Annotated in this window: 14 protein-coding genes and 1 tRNA gene; 2 read left to right on the forward strand and 13 right to left on the reverse strand. The window is 46.5% G+C overall.

The genetic code is table 11. The annotated features are described in order from the left end of the window. Nucleotides 1–17: 17 nt before the first annotated feature. The 4 genes from H6626_11350 to H6626_11365 all read right to left on the reverse strand — a co-directional run bounded on the left by H6626_11350 (nt 18) and on the right by H6626_11365 (nt 4702). Nucleotides 18–107: transfer RNA gene (locus H6626_11350), tRNA-Ser, on the reverse strand. Nucleotides 108–185: 78 nt separating this feature from the next. Further along, complete coding sequence (gene serS, locus H6626_11355) at nt 186–1472, reverse strand: serine--tRNA ligase (GenBank protein ID USN46793.1); 1287 nt, start codon at nt 1470–1472, stop codon at nt 186–188. A 15-nt stretch (nt 1473–1487) separates the two neighbouring features. After that, on the reverse strand, nt 1488–1784 hold the full coding sequence (locus H6626_11360; protein ID USN46794.1) for a hypothetical protein: 297 nt from the start codon (nt 1782–1784) through the stop codon (nt 1488–1490). A gap of 32 nt (nt 1785–1816) precedes the next feature. Next, a complete protein-coding gene (locus H6626_11365; GenBank protein ID USN46795.1) occupies nt 1817–4702 on the reverse strand; it encodes a tetratricopeptide repeat protein in 2886 nt (961 codons plus the stop codon). Between the two features lie 735 nt (nt 4703–5437). Between H6626_11365 and H6626_11370 the strand changes: the two genes are divergently transcribed. Then, nucleotides 5438–5965, forward strand: coding sequence for a hypothetical protein (locus H6626_11370; protein ID USN46796.1), 528 nt, complete (start codon nt 5438–5440; stop codon nt 5963–5965). Between the two features lie 23 nt (nt 5966–5988). On the opposite strand, the gene murA is transcribed toward H6626_11370, so the two are convergent. From murA to rho, 4 genes are all read right to left on the reverse strand, one after another. Continuing rightward, the gene (gene murA / locus H6626_11375; protein USN46797.1) at nt 5989–7248 is read right to left on the reverse strand and encodes a UDP-N-acetylglucosamine 1-carboxyvinyltransferase; all 1260 of its coding nucleotides are present in this window, start codon (nt 7246–7248) and stop codon (nt 5989–5991) included. A gap of 20 nt (nt 7249–7268) precedes the next feature. Beyond that, nucleotides 7269–8144 carry a peptide chain release factor N(5)-glutamine methyltransferase gene (gene prmC, locus H6626_11380; protein ID USN46798.1) on the reverse strand — a complete coding sequence of 292 codons (876 nt, stop codon included), beginning with the start codon at nt 8142–8144 and terminating at the stop codon, nt 7269–7271. Next, a complete protein-coding gene (gene prfA, locus H6626_11385; GenBank protein ID USN46799.1) occupies nt 8141–9211 on the reverse strand; it encodes a peptide chain release factor 1 in 1071 nt (356 codons plus the stop codon). The genes prmC and prfA overlap by 4 nt, the downstream gene beginning before the upstream one ends. A 223-nt stretch (nt 9212–9434) precedes the next feature. Beyond that, on the reverse strand, nt 9435–10970 hold the full coding sequence (rho, locus tag H6626_11390; protein USN49013.1) for a transcription termination factor Rho: 1536 nt from the start codon (nt 10968–10970) through the stop codon (nt 9435–9437). A gap of 425 nt (nt 10971–11395) precedes the next feature. Between rho and H6626_11395 the strand changes: the two genes are divergently transcribed. Beyond that, nucleotides 11396–11770 carry a PilZ domain-containing protein gene (locus H6626_11395; GenBank protein ID USN46800.1) on the forward strand — a complete coding sequence of 125 codons (375 nt, stop codon included), beginning with the start codon at nt 11396–11398 and terminating at the stop codon, nt 11768–11770. Nucleotides 11771–11824: 54 nt separating this feature from the next. On the opposite strand, the gene H6626_11400 is transcribed toward H6626_11395, so the two are convergent. From H6626_11400 to gatA, 5 genes are all read right to left on the reverse strand, one after another. After that, on the reverse strand, nt 11825–13252 hold the full coding sequence (locus tag H6626_11400; protein USN46801.1) for a hypothetical protein: 1428 nt from the start codon (nt 13250–13252) through the stop codon (nt 11825–11827). Nucleotides 13253–13357: 105 nt separating this feature from the next. Next, nucleotides 13358–13843, reverse strand: a complete 486-nt coding sequence (locus H6626_11405) for a DUF192 domain-containing protein (GenBank protein USN46802.1) — start codon at nt 13841–13843, stop codon at nt 13358–13360. Then, a complete protein-coding gene (locus H6626_11410; GenBank protein ID USN46803.1) occupies nt 13828–14730 on the reverse strand; it encodes a Ppx/GppA family phosphatase in 903 nt (300 codons plus the stop codon). The genes H6626_11405 and H6626_11410 overlap by 16 nt, the downstream gene beginning before the upstream one ends. Continuing rightward, the gene (gene gatB / locus H6626_11415) at nt 14731–16167 is read right to left on the reverse strand and encodes an Asp-tRNA(Asn)/Glu-tRNA(Gln) amidotransferase subunit GatB (protein ID USN46804.1); all 1437 of its coding nucleotides are present in this window, start codon (nt 16165–16167) and stop codon (nt 14731–14733) included. Next, on the reverse strand, nt 16154–17629 hold the full coding sequence (gene gatA / locus H6626_11420; GenBank protein USN46805.1) for an Asp-tRNA(Asn)/Glu-tRNA(Gln) amidotransferase subunit GatA: 1476 nt from the start codon (nt 17627–17629) through the stop codon (nt 16154–16156). Before gatA ends, gatB begins: the two co-directional genes overlap by 14 nt. Nucleotides 17630–17632 lie beyond the last annotated feature (3 nt).

Consider the following 17632-nt stretch of genomic DNA (forward strand, 5'->3'; position numbering starts at 1 on the left):
GTCATCTTCGGACGAAGTGGCGGAGAGAGGGGGATTCGAACCCCCGATACCCGCGAAGGTATGCCGGTTTTCAAGACCGGTGCTTTCAACCACTCAGCCATCTCTCCGCTGGCCAATCTATTGTCCGCTGAGAGATGTGGCAAGAGTCAGGTGTGAAAATTTCTATGAATGCACGCGGAGCGGCATCAACGAGTGATGGTCTTTGCCCCACCCATATAGGGTTGCAGCACCTCGGGGATGGCTATCGTGCCCTCACTGGTTTGATAGTTTTCTAGTATGGCGATGAGAGTTCTTCCTACCGCCAGACCCGATCCATTAAGTGTATGCACGTATTGGGGTTTACCGCCCGAAGAGCGAAACCGAATGTTTGCCCGACGCGCTTGAAAGTCTCTGAAATTCGAACATGAACTGATTTCTCGATAGGCATTTTGCCCCGGCAACCACACTTCAATGTCATAGCATTTGGCTGCGCCAAAACCAATGTCACCAGTGGATAGACTCGCCACACGGTAACTCAGTTCTAGTTTTTTGAGAATATTCTCGGCATGATTCGTAAGTCTTTCGTGTTCTTCTTCTGAATTTTCAGGGTGAGCGAATTTCATCAATTCTACTTTGTTAAACTGGTGCTGACGAATAAGCCCTTTGGTGTCTCGTCCATAACTTCCGGCTTCCGAACGAAAACACGGCGTATACGCCACAAAGCTTTGTGGCAGCTGAGTTTCATCTAAAATTTCATCATAATAATAATTGGTCACCGGCACTTCAGCTGTGGGCACTAAATAGTAATCGGTGCCTGCAAGGCCAAATACATCTTGTTGAAACTTTGGAAACTGTCCCGTTCCCGTCAAACTTCGGCTATTCACGATAAATGGAGGCAACATCTCCTCATAGCCATGCTCCCGCGTGTGGACATCAAGCATGAACTGTATCAGGGCGCGCTCCATTTGCGCACCCGCCTTTTTCAAAAAAGCAAACCGAGACCCCGTCACTCTGCCGGCTCGTTCAAAATCAATGATATCTAAGGCTTCGCCCAGTTCACTGTGCTCCAAGGCTGTAAAACTAAATTTTGGCGCTTCGCCTATGGTTCTAAGCACCTTATTGTCTTCTTCACTCTGACCCACCGGTACGTCCGGGTCACAAAGGTTCGGCAAACGCAAAAGTAGGTCCTTTACAGCCTCATCAGCGTCAGCCATAGATTTTTCCATGTCTTTCAACTTTTGGCTCAGAGCCTGCATTTCATCAAGAAGTGAAGTGGCATCGTCTTTGTTTTTTTTCTTAAGCGCTATTTCTTGTCCGACTTTTTTTTGCTGCGCCCGCGCTTCTTCGAATTCAGAGATCAGTGTTTTACGTGTTTGATTGAGGTCTAAGAGTTGGTCCACAGACTCCGGGCTATCGCCACGATTTTTTAGATTTTCTCGATACCTTTCACGATACCCATCTTCGTCTTTTTCAAGCGCCTTAATATCTATCATTCTTTTCCTCTAATTCTAAGCCCCGGGGGCGACCAAGATATACATACGTAGCAATAGCCCGACCAAGACGCAAACAAGATCAAACACTAAAACCGAAGCCATACCCCAATTTCTGGTTATCCTTAAGAAACTGCCAGTCACCGTGACTAGCACCAATGTGAACGCCAAGCTACCATACCCTATAATCTCTTCACCTATAAGTGCCACTGTGAGACCCAAAACCATTCCAGAAACCAAGCGCAGGAAATAAATGAATAGATTCGTAGAACTGTGTTTGATTCGCGTATTTACCGTATCTAATAAGGTACCCATTAATCACTCCTTTGATGCTGGGTTTACAACACCTATCGGCCACAAGCCAATAGCTTCATTTCAATTTGTTCTCTATCCAAAGCGTTAGGGTCGAGTACAAAATACTGTTCAAATGCTAAATTGGCACGGCTACAATCGCCTCGAACCAAGTAAACGGCACCTAGCTCCTTGTAAATTTCAGCATTCCCAGACTCTCTCGCCTTCGCCTGGTCCAACATCGAAGTGGCCGCATCGAGGTTACCGGAGAGTCTATAGCAACGCGCCACTTTCACATAAATTTCTGCACCCACCGGGCGCAATTTGATGGCCTGCTGATACTCCCTTGCACACAAGTTAAATTGCTTCAATTGAGTGTAGGCCTCTGCTGCCAGCAAATAGGGATCAGCCAGCTTGGGATTCAAGCGCCTTTCCAGCTGGGCATGTTCCAACGCTTCATTGGGTGAATTCATCAACAGGGCTGCGCGCCCCAAATAATAATTCACCAGGGGGTAGCGGCTATTTAAACTTTTGACTCTCTGAAACTGAGTTCGAGCATCAAAGGGCTTATTGATACTCAAATACAGTTGCCCTAAATAGAATAACGGCTCTACGTCTGCTGGGTCTTGCACGGCGGCTTTCAGATACGCATCTCTTGCGCTCTCAAAATGCTCTTGTGCTTGATATATTTTTGCCAATTCTAAGTAAGCCGCTTTAGGCTCGTCAGCCACCTGAATGAGTTTTTCTAAAACCAGACGAGCCTGATCAAATTGCATATCCTTACTGTACACTTTTGCCAAACCCAAACTGAATTCTGCCACCATAGGATAGGCTTGCACGAGTTTAGATAAGTAGCTAATGGCCGTGCCGATCCCCTGAATATCTCCGAGAGCCTGTGCATAGACCACTTGAGCTTCTCGATGACTTGGATCCAGCTCTATGGCTTGCGACGCATGAAAATACGCGTTCTCAAAAGCCTTCGGTTCTCGCCCCATCATTCCATAGGCCCTAGCCAATATGACGTGTGTTTCCACATCGGTTTCATACAGCTTGATGGCTCGGGTCCCCCAATCAATGGCCCCCTTGGGATTGTTTCTGCGAAGCTCTACAAGTGCATAACCTCGATCGACTTCATAACTTCTTGGAGATATCCGTTTGGCTTTGCTTAAAACTTTCGCGGCCGCTTCAAAATTGTATTGTTGGGCATAATAGTCTGCGAGTAAGACATAGGCGCTAATAAGTTTGGGGTCAGCTAAAGTCGCTTTATTCAACCAACTGATAGCATCTTTTGACAACCCAAGCCTCCATAGGCTCTCTGCCGCCTTTTGCGCCGCCATTCCATTTTTGTTATTTAGTTCAAAGGCTGTTTTATACAGAGCTTGTGCAGATGAATATTCTCCGGCCAGAAGCAGCTGGTCCCCTTCAAATACCAGCTGCTGATCTTTGAGCTTCACATCGTCCACGCGACCACCTAATTGCTCTATGAGCGCCTTGCTTTCTTGATTGAGCGAGTTGAGACTATAAGATTTTTTAGCCAACTCTAGCCCTCGACTGCCATCATTTTCATAAACAGCTATTTCAGCTAGAATTTGATAGGCCAAGGAAAGTGACTTGTTCGGCGCCCCGCGGTCCACTTTCAATGCCTCCTTTAAAAGCTCCTTCGCCTTTTCAGGATGATTAAAATGTTTGAATTCGATAGCCCCGAGGTGGATTTTTGACATCACATGCCCTGGATTCGAATCTAATATTTGTCGAAATCGGGTGGCCGCCCGCTCTTGTTGATTTTGTTTTTCATACATTTCTGCTTCTAGCACGTAGGCTCTCAGCCATTCTCGCCAAAGCTGCTGGGCCGAAATGGCATATCTAGCGGCCGATGCATATTCACGTTGAACGTCTAATATCCGAGCGCGAAGGTAATAGAAATAAGTCGGCGGATTTTCTGATCCGGCAAAAGAGTCTAAGACAAGATTTGATAATGTCTGGGCCTCAAGAATCTGGCCACGCACTAAGGCCTGCACCACTCGACAAGCGGCATGGTTGAGTCCTCCGGCATCGGCCTGCCCTGCCAAGCGCACTAAACGACCAACCACTTTTATATCTGCTTGATCTTGATAGGCAAACGGCCAAAGCTCCAAGTGGGTCATACACAATAAAGCCATCGCTGCTGACTGGCGCATGTCACCCTCAATAGCCTGCACCAAAAAACTCTGCGCCTGAAGATAACCACTGCGCGTATCTGCCGTGTAGGCTTGGCTCGCCCTCACCATGAGTGTGGCCACTTCGTTTTGGTTCATAGCTGGCTGGCCCTCACGGGGCGCCATAAGGCGAGTGCGTTGACCTGAATCTGATCCAGACAATAAAAGATACGCTAATGCTAAACAAACGGCGACAGCACTAACGACTATGGGCAAAATAGCCCGTTTTGCCTTCTTTGTTCGAACAATGTCATCCACCTTGCCCAGTTCAAAAACATCGTCGTCATCGAAGTCATCGTCTGATTCATCGCTTTCTTCCGCATCGCCGACATCATTAGACTTTACTGAATCAGAGGGGCCTTCGGTTTTATCTTTGGCAGAAGTTACTTTTTTCGCCGTACCTCGTCGACGTTGTCTTACCTTTGGCTCTGATGACTCAGCCATTTCCGGCGGGGGCTCTTCGACAGCCGCATCGGGTTCAACATCTTCATTGACTCCTGATGCTGTTTTCTCCAGGTTCTCAAAGCCTACCTGCGCGCCATCGCTGGCCAAAAACTCCAATAGCTTATCGTAGAAAACAGGATCTTGAGATATGGGGACCCATCGGCCACCTGGGTAAAGACTGATAGTCTCTTCACCTGAAAAATCTCCGCGGCTGATGGCTGATAGCACTTCGGATGTGGAATATGGTCCTTTGATTCTTCCATCATAAAGTTTGATCAGCCATTTCTTCGTGCCCTTGCCCATTTAGATATCCTATCTGAAGCACGATCCAAGCCCAAACTAATTGGCTTTGAGGCCAGAAGGTACCACATTGGCGCCAGTCTCGTTTTTGGATCTTCCGCTAACTCACTAACTTTATTGTATTTTTCTCAAGCTTACCAGGGCCCAGTTCCAATCTGGGTCCATCTTTGTCTGATGCCGCCTTGCAAAATCCCCTGTATTATCAATAGGTTGCAGTAGGCTCTTGGCATTGGATTTGCTCTAGGGTCTAGGCAACAATTGAGGAATTCGTGAAACGACTTGTGATAGCTGTTTACATTCTCGCAGTACTACTTTTTGCCGGCTTTGTTCGCGCAGAATCTAGTAACACCCAGTCCCCCCTGGAAGGTGAGAATTTCCTCGATTGTGATTCCCCTAGATGACCGGTTGGTCCCCTAAACACTGGCGCTAATGGCCCCTAACCTTGGCGACAGTGACTCCAACCGAAATTTAAGAAGCCCTAATCTCCCCCCAGATTAGGGCTTTTTTTTGCCCTGATATCTGGGTGGAGTTTTGAAACAAGGTAGCTGGATTGAAAAATTTGCCACCATGAAATTTTTATAGTCTTAGTTTGGATTTTGCCTCGATTTTCCGTTCAATTTTGCCTCATTCCCCCTGTAATCCCTGCACTTAGAGGCATATTCCTTGCTTATTTGTGGAGCAATATGGTTAATTGAAGGGCCTCTGGGGTTATCAAATATTTAATAAAAAGGAGTACTTATGAAATCTGCGTTGATTCTCTTTGGATTGTTGTCTTCGCTCCTTACTCTTTCTTTAGGGTCGGTTGCTCATGCGACTGTGATTGATTTAGAACGTGCCGCTCAGATTGAAGTGACATACGAGTCAATGGTAGACACAGTACATATTACTAATAGCGATGTAATAGTTCGCTACTCAGAAGATCTTAGTGAGTGTGAACTTGTGATCGCTGATGGGCATCTGCCATGTCAATTGAGTGCAATCAATAGCCGATTTGTAAGATTGGATTGGCAGCCTCGACAACTGGTTGATGTGTTGGCTACTGAAAATATCATTCGCGTAAATAGCGACATCTTGGAAAAAATTCTGGTTCAGGAAGAAAAGAACCGAGTAATTCCTTCGTTCTTCTACACTTCATCCCACAGCACCTATGACACACAAACGGGACGCAATAAATTGCGAATGCTTAATAACTTAGCATTTGAAGATTTCCGACCTGACGAACTTAAAATTGAGTTTCGATTTTCTGAACAAGCTCGGGTGCACTAGTCATTAGGATCACCTAAATAAATCTAGTCACCCTTAACTCGCTTTACCACTCCACCAAGGGCTGTGAGTTTTTGCTCAAGAGCCTCATATCCACGATCTAAATGATAAATTCGGTTTACTTGTGTTTGACCCTCAGCCACTAATCCTGCCAACACTAAGCAGGCACTGGCACGCAAATCCGTGGCCATGACCGGGGCTCCTTTGAGCCCACCTCGTCGACCTCGAACTACGGCCACACGACTTTTTGGGTTGATGTCTGCATTAAGTCTCACCAACTCTTGAACATGCATAAATCTATTTTCAAACACAGTTTCTGTAATCACACTGGTGCCTTCAGCCTGAGTCATCAACGCCATAAATTGGGCCTGCAAGTCGGTGGGGAATCCCGGATGAGGTGCTGTTGTCACATCCACACCCCGCCATTGGTTGCACCGATGGACAGTCACTGCGTTACCCTGTACCGAAATTTTAAAACCACTTTCACGAAGCTTTTCAGTCAACGCATGAAAGTGATCTGGCTCACATTCAGTCACTGTCACTTCGCCGCCTGTAATTGCACCAGCAATTAACAATGTGCCCGCCTCAATTCGATCGGCCACAATGGGATGTTCAGCCGGAGTTAGCCTTTCAACACCATCAATGGTTATAATACTTGAGCCGGCACCGGAAATTTTTGCGCCCATCTTGTTCAAGTAATTAGCTAAGTCTACTACCTCTGGCTCTTTGGCCGCGTTTTCAACGATGGTTCTTCCCTCAGCTAGACTTGCTGCCATGAGTAGGTTTTCAGTGCCTCCCACCGTGGCGGCATCAAACAACAAAGTGTTTCCAACAAGTCTTTTGCAACTACCATAGACATACCCTTGAGCCATTTCAATCTCTGCACCGAGGGCTTTCATTGCTTCTAAATGGAGATTAATCGGTCGTGTACCAATGGCACAACCACCGGGCAAACTGACCTTGGCGCGGCCATGCCTAGCTAGCAAAGGCCCGAGACACAAAATGCTTGCACGCATTTTTCTTACGATATCGTAATGGGCCTCATAGCTTGTTAGAGGGGAAACTTTAATTTTAACAGTGTGACCATCTCGATGAGTCTCGCAGCCAAGCAGCTCCAGTAACTGACAGGTTGAATCAATGTCCTTTAGGCGTGGCACATTGTGAAAAACGTGCTCACCATCAGCCAACAGCGAGGAAAACAATATGGGGAGTGCTGCATTCTTAGAACCACTAGTGGCGATCTCTCCATTTAATACATGGCCGCCCTCAACAAGCATTGCATCCATCAGTTGGGTCCTTTCTTTTCTTAGGCCCTTATTCCTATCACGAATCGATCTACGCCGGAATAATCTTGTTTCGCCTCAACATCAATAAACAATCCTGACTGGCTTAAATAGTCAATGATTGGCCGAGCTTGGCCTTGGCCGACTTCCGTTCCCAGCCAGCCGCCAGACACCAACATCTTAGCTGCAATCATCGCCCATTTTTTTATCGCAGACATTCCACTATCCTCTGCAAAAAGGGCCATATGAGGCTCGTACTTTTTCACCATTGGATCCAGGTTTTCATCATTCGGGGCAATATATGGAGGGTTCATGACGACAATGTTTGCACAGTTCTTTTGTAGATTCTGATTATTGACGGCGTCGAGCAAAGTGACATCCGATTTAACAAATTGGACGCGGTGATCAAGCCCCATAACCTGACTATTCTCTTTGGCCACTTGGATTGCTCCGTCAGAAAGATCAATCCCCACAAGTTGACTGCTCTCATGTTCGCTTACAATGCTTAGACCAATACATCCACTTCCGCATCCAAAGTCGACCACATGGGTCTCGCCCTCAAGCCCTGCATGTTTAAGGTAGTCGAGTGCCAACTCCACAAGCAACTCTGTCTCTGGCCGCGGGATAAGCACATTTGTATTTACTTTGAACTTATGTTTGTAGAAATCACGATAGCCCAAGATATAGGCTACGGGCTCACCTTTTGAGCGCCGCTGCACCGCCGCCCGGCATTTTTGCAATTGCTCTTCATCCAAGGGATATTCTATCTGCATATATAGGTCGATGCGTTCCCACCCTAAAGCATTTGAGATAAGAAGTTCAGCATCAAGTCGGGGTGTGCTCAAACCTAATTTTTTAAAATGTTCTGTTGTTCGACCCAGTACGTCCTTGATAATCATGGCTGAGACTGCTTCAACGCCTCGGCTTGATAGTGTGTCACGAGTGGGTCTACCACCAAACCAAAATGACCACCCATAAGGTCATCTAACTGGTGAATAGTGAGGCCAATTCTGTGGTCGGTCATGCGAGATTGAGGAAAGTTATAAGTTCTAATTCTCTCCGATCGATCGCCTGTTCCTATTTGCGCCAATCGGGCATCTGATGCCTCCTTGCGCGCTCTCTCCTCCTCAACAGCCATGAGTCGAGAATACAATACCTTTAAAGCTTGCTGCTTGTTGCTCAGTTGCGACTTACCGTCTTGGCAAGTTACCACGGTACCCGTTGGAATGTGGGTCACCCGCACAGCCGAGTCAGTGGTGTTGACTGATTGACCACCGTGTCCGCTTGACCGATAAACATCGATTCTTAAATCTTTTTGGTCGATCTTGATGTCCACTTCCTCAGCCTCGGGAAGCACTGCAACCGTCACAGTGGACGTGTGAATACGCCCCTGGGACTCTGTCTTTGGAACCCTTTGCACTCGATGAACACCACTTTCGTACTTTAAAAGACTATAAACCTTGTCTCCAGTGATGCTGGCTACGACTTCCTTGAAGCCACCTACATTGCCGGGTGAAGTGGACAACAACTGAACCCGCCAGCCTTTTGCTGAAGCAAAAAGCGAATACGCTCTGAAGAGCTCTTCAGCAAACAAGCTGGCTTCATCGCCGCCGGCGCCAGCTCGAATCTCTAAAATCACATTTTTGTCATCGTTAGGGTCTTTGGGTATAAGGGCCAACCTCAGGTCTTGTTGGATGTTCTCCAGGTCGGACTCCAATGCCAACACTTCTTCTTTGGCCAGTTCTTTTAATTCTGGATCGCTTTCTGAATGTAACAGATCACGACTGCCCTCAAGGTCTGATTGGGTTTTTTTAAACTGTCGGTACTTGGAAACCACAGACTCCAAGTCAGACAATTCTTTCATCAAACTTCGGTACTTTTTCTGATCATCGGCAAGGCCAGGCTCCTGCAACTGTTGATTGATCTGTTCGTAGCGATTTTCGACTTCATCTAATTTTTTAAACATGGTACCCGCAAAAAAATATCTAAACTGTTTATTTTCAGCTTTACTCCAAAAAACGTGTGTAATATAAACAAAGCTCTGTGTAAAAATTGATTAAATCAAAGGCCGGCATCGGTCCGATTTATCCACATCTAATCCACAGTCTTATAACGCCCCGCATTGTTTGCTCTGGGCGCCGTTGTCACTTTGCTTTGACACGCAATTTCTTCATGATTTCAATGGGTTACTAGCTTGACATGCCCTTAAGAAAATCTGCGTTGGTCTTAGCATCCTTAATCTTATCCAGCAAAAACTCCATACTATCCACAACGTTCATTGGGGATAATACTTTGCGTAATATCCAAAGTCGATTGAGATCGCCTTTGTCCATCAGCAAATCTTCTTTTCGAGTTCCTGATTTATTAATGTCCATACAAGGAAAGATTCTTTTTTCCATGAGTTTTCGGTCAAGATGAATCTCTGAGTTACCCGTACCTTTAAACTCTTCGAAAATCACTTCATCCATACGAGATCCAGTATCAACGAGAGCCGTGGCAATGATCGTTAGGCTTCCGCCTTCTTCAATGTTTCTGGCTGCTCCGAAAAATCGTTTTGGTTTATGAAGTGCATTTGAATCCACACCACCAGAAAGAATTTTACCTGAAGTGGGTACCACCGTATTGTAAGCTCGCGCTAATCGAGTAATAGAATCTAACAGAATCACCACATCGTGCTTATGCTCCACAAGGCGTTTTGCTTTTTCAATGACCATCTCAGCCACCTGAACGTGACGAGTGGGTGGCTCATCAAATGTAGAGCTCACCACTTCACCATTTACGTTTCGAGCCATATCCGTCACTTCTTCCGGACGCTCATCAATAAGTAAAACAATTAACTTCACTTCTGGATGGTTTGTTGAAATGGCCTTTGCAATGTTTTGCATTAAAACGGTTTTACCCGTTCTTGGCGGAGCGACGATGAGAGCCCGTTGCCCCTTACCCAATGGGGCCATTAAATCCACCACCCGAGTGGTGTATTCACCCGGGCTGTATTCCAGCTTTAGCTTTTCTTGCGGATACAGGGGTGTGAGGTTATCAAACAAGATTTTGTTTTTGCCCTTATCAGAAGGCTCTAGGTTCAGGGTATCTACTTTTAGCAGAGCGAAATAGCGTTCGCCCTCTTTGGGCGGACGCACTGTTCCGCTGACCGTGTCACCAGTACGTAGGCCAAATCGACGAATCTGGGAGGGACTGACATAAATGTCATCAGGTCCTGGCAAATAGTTGTAATCGGGAGATCGAAGAAATCCGTAACCATCAGGCCGAATTTCCAATACCCCATTTCCAAAAATATCGAGACCCAATTGAGCCGCTCTTTTTAGAATCTCAAAAACCATATCTTGCCGCCGCAAACCAGCAGCATTCTCGATCTTAAGCTTTTCGGCCAAGTCAGTTAACTCTTGGATATTTTTGGTTTTTAGATCTTTTGAGTTGAGGTCGTTTTTTTCTTCATCAGTGAGGTGAATGTCACTTAAATCTACTGGTGGTGCGGCCTCGACCACCTCTTCTTCTTCCATATCAAAGTTTTGATTATTGTTACGGGGACCACCGTTACCACGCCGATTTCTGTTTTTATTGTCTCCGTTTCGACCCCGGTGCCGCCGATTGCGGTTACTGCCCCGGCTCTCTTGATCGCCAGATTCACCTTTGGCCCTACGTGGACGATTTCTTTCCTTTGATTCACCGGTTTCGGCAGGTTCTTTTGCTTCGACTTCTGATTCCATATTCTCAGACATTTTTTTCCAACTTTGTTAGTGTAGATTTATTGGATTGAAAGACCATGGAAAACCGCGCTTGAAGCGCTGTTTTATTTCCCCTTAAATTAACCTATATTTGATTGATTCATTGTTCCGAGGCGTTCATTCAACAGCCCCTTGCTAGCGGCAACTTAATATGAAAGTCAATAGACCTCAGCTCGCCACCTTTTGAACATGGCACCATACTGCTTGAAAATCTAGCCATTTTCAAGGGCTATATTAAAAATATCTGGGATTTTGAGGGCCTCGTGCGCCACTCAGGCCCTATTGTCTCAAGATGAGACAAATCCTTCTGTTTTTTGTCCAACTTTTTTACGCCGGAAAAAAAAATTGCCACTATCCCTTAATTTATACGGAAAACTGCCGATACGACCTTTGATAGGAGGAGACTTATGAGTGTTGAGCTAAACCAAACCCCAGCCCAGCGGCTGCCTTTGACGATGGATGTCGAGTTTCGTCGAAGTTATGCCCGTCAAGGCGAAAGCGGTGTTTTGCGTAATATCAGCATTACCGGCGCCTTTTTGGAAACCCTAGAAGCCCGGCACCTCAATCAAGACGACAAGCTATTGATTCGCTTCGTTGTCAGCGGTCGGGAGCGCAAGGTGACGGCCCAAGTGGTGTGGCATGCTGAGAATGGCTGCGGCCTTAAATTTTTGCCCTCAAATAATCGCGATGTTCAGATCGTCGACGACCTAATGTACTTCGTCGAAGGTTCAAGAAAAAGCCAACGCAGTATCTTGGACAATATCTTTAAGAAGGTTTCCTAAAAAAAGCACCTCATTCGAGGTGCTTTCTTAATTCCAAAATTTCAAAAACCGTTACTATTCAATATGAGTATGGGTCGCTGTTGAGAAATCCATATCTGTGCGTTGGGCTTTTTTCCTGCGAATGATGATGATTAACACCACGGCCAACAAGAGCAGTATTACGCCAACACCCAAAAACATCACCTGATCTTTGTTACCCAAAATTCCTCCGTCATCTGAACCAGCGGCGGTGGCGTTGGGAGACGAACGACGAGACTTTGGTGGCGCAGGAGGAGGTGGTGGTGGTGATGGCGGCTCCATAGTCGATGCAACCGGAGGAGGTGGCGGAGGCGCCGGCTCATTCATACTTGGCGGAGGTGGCGGTTCATTTCCCGCATCGGCCATAGACATAGAGTCTCCAGAGGGCATCGGAGGCGGAATATCGTCAGTAGACGGAGGCGGTGGCACATCATCCATGGGTGGCGGTGCCGGCGCATCGTTTTCAGCCATCATTGGCGGTGGCGTCGACACAGACGAATCGGCCCAATAGCGAAGGCTTATACCACCCTCTACAACTCCCTTTGATTCCACATCTGGGTTTGTCGCCCACAGCTCTTTCCAACTGTCTTTGTCACCAAGTAATTGCGAGGCCACTTGTCGAATATTGTCGCCTTCTTTTGTTACATAGATTTCAGGTTGCAGACCGGCATCTTCGTAGAAAGTTAAAATACGCGAGTCATCGTTGGGGCGCTGAGGAGAATGATAATAAATCTTATCTCCTGTTTTGATGCCTCGAGAGAGCCAAGGATTTATTGACAAAAGCTCTTCTGATTTATCGCTACCAAAGATTTTTTGGCTCACACCAGTCACATCATCGCCGGGCCGAGCCAAATAAACGGCATTCACTAGCACGCCAGCTCGTCGGTAGGGAACATCTTTGATTTTCTTCACAGGAATCCAGGATTTTTGGGTTTCATCCATGGCCATATCGGAAGCTTGTTCACCATAGCTCTCTTCCATCATTGGTTCAGCCGTGGGAGCTTCTTCGGCCATCAATGGCTCTTCTGACATGGGTTCAGCCATCATAGGCTCTTCCATTGGTGCTTCAGAGGCAAACCCTGAATCATCCATAGCTGTATCCATGGGCTCAGTGGCTTCCATGGGTTCAGCCATGGGCTCGTCCATTGTCTCTGCCACATCGCCGTCCACAGTGCCACCGTCGCCGAAATCATCACCAAAGTCGTCTGCTGCCTCGCTCACTTCTTCACTGGGAGCTGACTCTGAAGTACCGCCTTCGGCAAATGAATCACCTGATGATTCACCGAAGTCATCCACTTCGCCATCGCCGAATTCATCGCCCGCTACGCCGCCGCCTTCGGCTAACTCGCCAGAGACTTCTTCAGCAACCGCTGGGTCTTCCTCTTTTTCTTTGTTAGATGAGCAAGCTGTTACGCTGCTGATGAAACCAGATAAAACCAATAGTAATAGGATATTTTTTAGCATCTCCGTGCCCTCAAGTTGTGCAGTCCTTTGCTGTTCCTCTAATTATTAAATCATATCAAAGCGGAATTGGTGAACAAAATAGTTTTTATTCAAGCCCTTCGTATGTCAGTTGGTGGATGCACTCGACTTTAGTATAACCAGCTTGGCGCCAATTTTTAAATTTTTGCGTTTGAACCATCCGCGGTTCACCTCTAACGCGTACATCGCAGGTTTTATACTCGTATACCTTGAAACTTTTTGGTCCATTGGCGAGTTCATGGGCTCCATATCTTGAATGTCCACCAATGTTTTATTTTTATCAAAGAATCCTATTGATAGCGGAATGTAGGTGTTTTTCATCCAGAAATGTCTGACTTTCTCATCCTTAAAGACAAATAGCATTCCCTGGGTGTCAGAAAGACTCGATCGTTCCATTAGGCCCCTTTCGCGGGCCTTGTCCGACTCGGCCACCTCCACATTGAGAATGTGTACGTCTATCTTTACTTTGCCTACACCAAACAGACTGGGTTCAGCCGCTGTTCCCTTTAGAGTTGAAAAAGGCTGCATTAATAAAATGACAAAAAGAACCAATACCTTCAAAGCTGATCCCATAGACAAGCCATTCCGAACCGTACTCCACGAGAGCTGACAATGACCTCACCCATCCCTAACTGCTCACAGATGACCTTTAATATGGTTGTTCCTGCAACTATCACATCTGCCCTTTTCGGATCCATACCCACTATGTTTTTTCTATCATTCAATGGCATTTGAGCAAGCTGGTCACGCAAGGCCCCGACTTCGGCTAAATCCAACACATGTCCGTTTATCGCCTCATCACTGTAGTCACATTTCTGTATAACGGTGGACAAAGTGGTGGGTGTCCCGGCCACAGCAATTATATTCGTTATTTTTGGCAACAGGTGCTTCTTTTCACCGAACTTTTCGATAACATAAGCTTCCATTTTTGAAATTTCTGAAGCACTCACCGGATCACCGCCGACAAATAGTTCTGTAAGGCGAACACTTCCCACATCGACACTTACGCCCTTTACCCCTTTATTTTCGGTACCCACTATTTCCGTAGAGCCGCCACCCACATCTATTACCCCTACGCCCTCAAGGTCATTCTTATCATAAGTAGCACCTGCGAAGGTCAAGTCGGCTTCTTTTTCCCCGGGAATCACTTTGATGGGTATCCCGTATTTTTCACCTAGCGCAAAGAGTGCATCCTTGTTGGTCACGTCTCGAGCCGCCGACGTCGCAAAGGCTAATACCTTTTCCGGTTGAAACTTTAAAATCTCTTTGCTGTAACTACTAAGACAAGCTTCAGCCCTTTGAAGTGCTGCCTCTGAAAATTTGCGGTTTGAGTGTACACCTTCAGCCAATCGAGTGACTGTGATTTCATCTTGAAACACTTTCGTCACTGCGTGATTTGTTACCTCACACAAAAGCAGTAAAAATGAATTAGACCCTAAATCTAAGGCTGCAACCTTCATTTAGTCTCCTTTCAACTGCCTTTTAAGTTCCTCATTAACTAACTCCGGGTTGGCCTGACCCTTAGTTTCTTTCATAATCTGGCCCACAAAAAATCCAAATAGTTTATCTTTGCCAGAACGGTACTGCTCAACCTGGGCAGGACTTGCCGCCAGTGTTTTTTCCACAATCTCTTCAATGGCTTTCGGGTCAGTGATCTGCACCATTCCCTTTGCCTTGACTATTTTTTCAGGACTTTCTCCAGACGACCACATTTCTTTAAAAACGGCTTTAGCAATCTTTCCAGAAATCGCGTTGCTATCAATCATTTGAATCAGCTCTGCCAACCCCTTTGCCGAGATCGGCGATTTTGATATCTCCACGTTATGGTCTTTGAGCTCTCTCATGAGTTCAACCATAATCCAGTTTGATGCGGCCTTAGGATTTTTAGATTCTTCAGCAACCAATTCATAGAAGTCTGCCGTTTCTTTTTCGGCTGTTAAAACGAAGGAGTCATACTCTGGCAACGCATAAAAACTCTGAAACCTTCGCGCCCGATCAAAGGGCAATTCCGGCAAAGTTTTGCGAATACCTTCAATCCACTCATGGGTGAGCTCTAAGGGCAGCAGATCTGGATCGGGGAAATATCGATAATCGTGAGCCTCTTCTTTTGACCGCATGGCAAATGTTCTATTTTTTGCCGAATCATAGAGTCGTGTTTCTTGCATAATTTCGCCGCCGGCTTCGATGCTATCGATTTGCCGATGGATCTCATACTCGATGGCTTTTTCTACAAATCGAAAAGAGTTAATATTTTTTAGTTCCACCTTTGTTCCAAATTTTTCGGTGCCCTTTTTTCTTACACTAATGTTGCAATCACACCGCATCGACCCCTCTTCAAGGTTGCCATCACATATTTCTAGATATCTCAATATGCGCCTAATAGTTCGTGCGTATTCTGCCGCCTCGGCCGGAGTTCTTAAATCGGGCTCCGACACTATCTCTAGTAAGGGAATGCCTGCGCGGTTAAGGTTAATGAGTGTGTGATCACCGTGGTGGGTTGATTTACCCGCATCTTCTTCAAGATGGGCCCTTGTCACACCAACACGCCTCACCTCGTTATCGATAAATATTTCCACTTCACCATGTTCACAAATCGGTTCGTCATATTGTGATATCTGGTAGCCCTTCGGAAGATCGGGATAAAAATAATTTTTCCGAGCAAATACCGACTTATTACGAATTTGACACCGCAATGCGAGGCCCAGCTTGATCGCAAAATCTATAGCCCGATGGTTCACCACTGGCAGCGCACCTGGCAACCCCAGACTCACTGGACTCGTATTGACGTTATCCCCGGCGCCAAACGTGGTCGAGTCTGTCGAAAACATTTTGCTCTCTGTAAGGAGTTGAGCATGGATTTCTAAACCTATTACCGGCTCCCAATCACCGTAAGACATCTGGCACCTGCTCTTTCAAGTTGAGACTCTGTTCAATGGCGTACGCCACATTCAACATGTTTTGTTCTTCAAATGGACTCGCTGTCAGCTGCACACCAACGGGTAGACCTGCACTGGTAAATCCAGCTGGAACGCTCATCCCTGGAAGCCCCGCTAAATTTGTAGATGTAGTGAAAATATCATTGGTGTACATCGCCAAGGGATCTTCAATTCTTTCACCCATTTTAAATGCCGGTGATGTGGTCACCGGACTTAACAACACATCACATCGTGTAAAGGCATGCATAAAATCCTGTTGCAAGACTCGTCGAACCTGACAGGCTTTCTTATAGTAGGCGTCATAGTATCCTGATGACAATGAATAGGTGCCTAAGACAATTCGTCTTTTTACCTCTGAGCCAAACCCCTCGCCCCGACTTCGACAATAAAAGTCCTCTAAATCTTTTGCCGGCATATCAGAAAAATCCGCCCGATGGCCAAATCTAACGCCATCGTATCTCGCAAGGTTACTCGAGGCCTCACTTGTCGCAATCAAGTAATATATGGGTACGGCATATTCTGTGTTTGGCAGTGAAACCTCTACGATCTCTGCTCCAGACGATTTTACTATTTCAATCGCCCGCTCAACGGCAGCCATCACTTCAGGCTGAGTGGCATCAGTGAAATATTCTTTTGGAAGACCGACCCGCACTCCCGTCAATTGTTGTTTTAAATTTTTCGACCACTCCGGTACGGACTGTTTCGCCGTCGTGGAATCCATAGGGTCATGGCCCGAAATAACCTCTAACATCAATGCTGAATCTTGAACCGACCGAGTCATTGGTCCCACTTGATCCAAACTAGATGCAAACGCCACAACTCCGTATCGACTCACTCGCCCGTAGGTCGGTTTAACACCAACAATACCGCAAAAACTGGCCGGCTGACGAATAGACCCGCCAGTGTCTGTGCCTATAGCAAGTGGTGCCATACCAGCCGCCACTGCGGCAGCCGATCCCCCACTTGACCCCCCGGCGACACAGTCCAAGTTCCAGGGATTTTTACACGGGCCAAAATACGAGGTTTCAGTGCTCGATCCCATAGCAAATTCATCCAAGTTAGTTTTTCCAATAACTATGGCGCCAGCGCTCTCGAGCCGTTCCACAACTGTGGCCGAATATGGGGGGACAAATCCTTCGAGAATCTTTGAGCCCGCAGTCGTCTGGAGTCCTGTTGTGCAAAGTAGGTCTTTTATTGCAACGGGTATTCCTGCCAAAGGTCCACAAGAGGAACCCTTGGATCTGTCTTCATCAGAGGCCTCAGCTATTTTTTCAGCCAACGGATTCAAGGAGATGAACGCATTGATCTGCGCATCCCACTTTTCAATTTGGGTTTTATATTCTTGCACGATTTCTTTGCTTGAAATTGTCTTTGCTTTCAAAGCGTCAGCTAATTCACTCACGCCTGCCGTTAGTACATTCACGAA

This window comes from Pseudobdellovibrionaceae bacterium (assembly GCA_023898385.1).
In the GTDB taxonomy this organism is placed as follows: domain Bacteria; phylum Bdellovibrionota; class Bdellovibrionia; order Bdellovibrionales; family UBA1609.

What these genes read in the sequence shown, in the direction of transcription:
- H6626_11370 (USN46796.1), top strand. Translation starts at nt 5,438, where the DNA reads ATGAAATCTGCGTTGATTCTCTTTGGATTGTTGTCTTCGCTCCTTACT.
- H6626_11400 (USN46801.1), bottom strand. Translation starts at nt 13,252, where the DNA reads ATGCTAAAAAATATCCTATTACTATTGGTTTTATCTGGTTTCATCAGC.
- murA (USN46797.1), bottom strand. Translation starts at nt 7,248, where the DNA reads ATGGATGCAATGCTTGTTGAGGGCGGCCATGTATTAAATGGAGAGATC.
- H6626_11365 (USN46795.1), bottom strand. Translation starts at nt 4,702, where the DNA reads ATGGGCAAGGGCACGAAGAAATGGCTGATCAAACTTTATGATGGAAGA.
- prfA (USN46799.1), bottom strand. Translation starts at nt 9,211, where the DNA reads ATGTTTAAAAAATTAGATGAAGTCGAAAATCGCTACGAACAGATCAAT.
- prmC (USN46798.1), bottom strand. Translation starts at nt 8,144, where the DNA reads ATGATTATCAAGGACGTACTGGGTCGAACAACAGAACATTTTAAAAAA.
- H6626_11360 (USN46794.1), bottom strand. Translation starts at nt 1,784, where the DNA reads ATGGGTACCTTATTAGATACGGTAAATACGCGAATCAAACACAGTTCT.
- H6626_11410 (USN46803.1), bottom strand. Translation starts at nt 14,730, where the DNA reads ATGAAGGTTGCAGCCTTAGATTTAGGGTCTAATTCATTTTTACTGCTT.
- H6626_11395 (USN46800.1), top strand. Translation starts at nt 11,396, where the DNA reads ATGAGTGTTGAGCTAAACCAAACCCCAGCCCAGCGGCTGCCTTTGACG.
- serS (USN46793.1), bottom strand. Translation starts at nt 1,472, where the DNA reads ATGATAGATATTAAGGCGCTTGAAAAAGACGAAGATGGGTATCGTGAA.
- gatB (USN46804.1), bottom strand. Translation starts at nt 16,167, where the DNA reads ATGTCTTACGGTGATTGGGAGCCGGTAATAGGTTTAGAAATCCATGCT.
- H6626_11405 (USN46802.1), bottom strand. Translation starts at nt 13,843, where the DNA reads ATGGGATCAGCTTTGAAGGTATTGGTTCTTTTTGTCATTTTATTAATG.
- rho (USN49013.1), bottom strand. Translation starts at nt 10,970, where the DNA reads ATGGAATCAGAAGTCGAAGCAAAAGAACCTGCCGAAACCGGTGAATCA.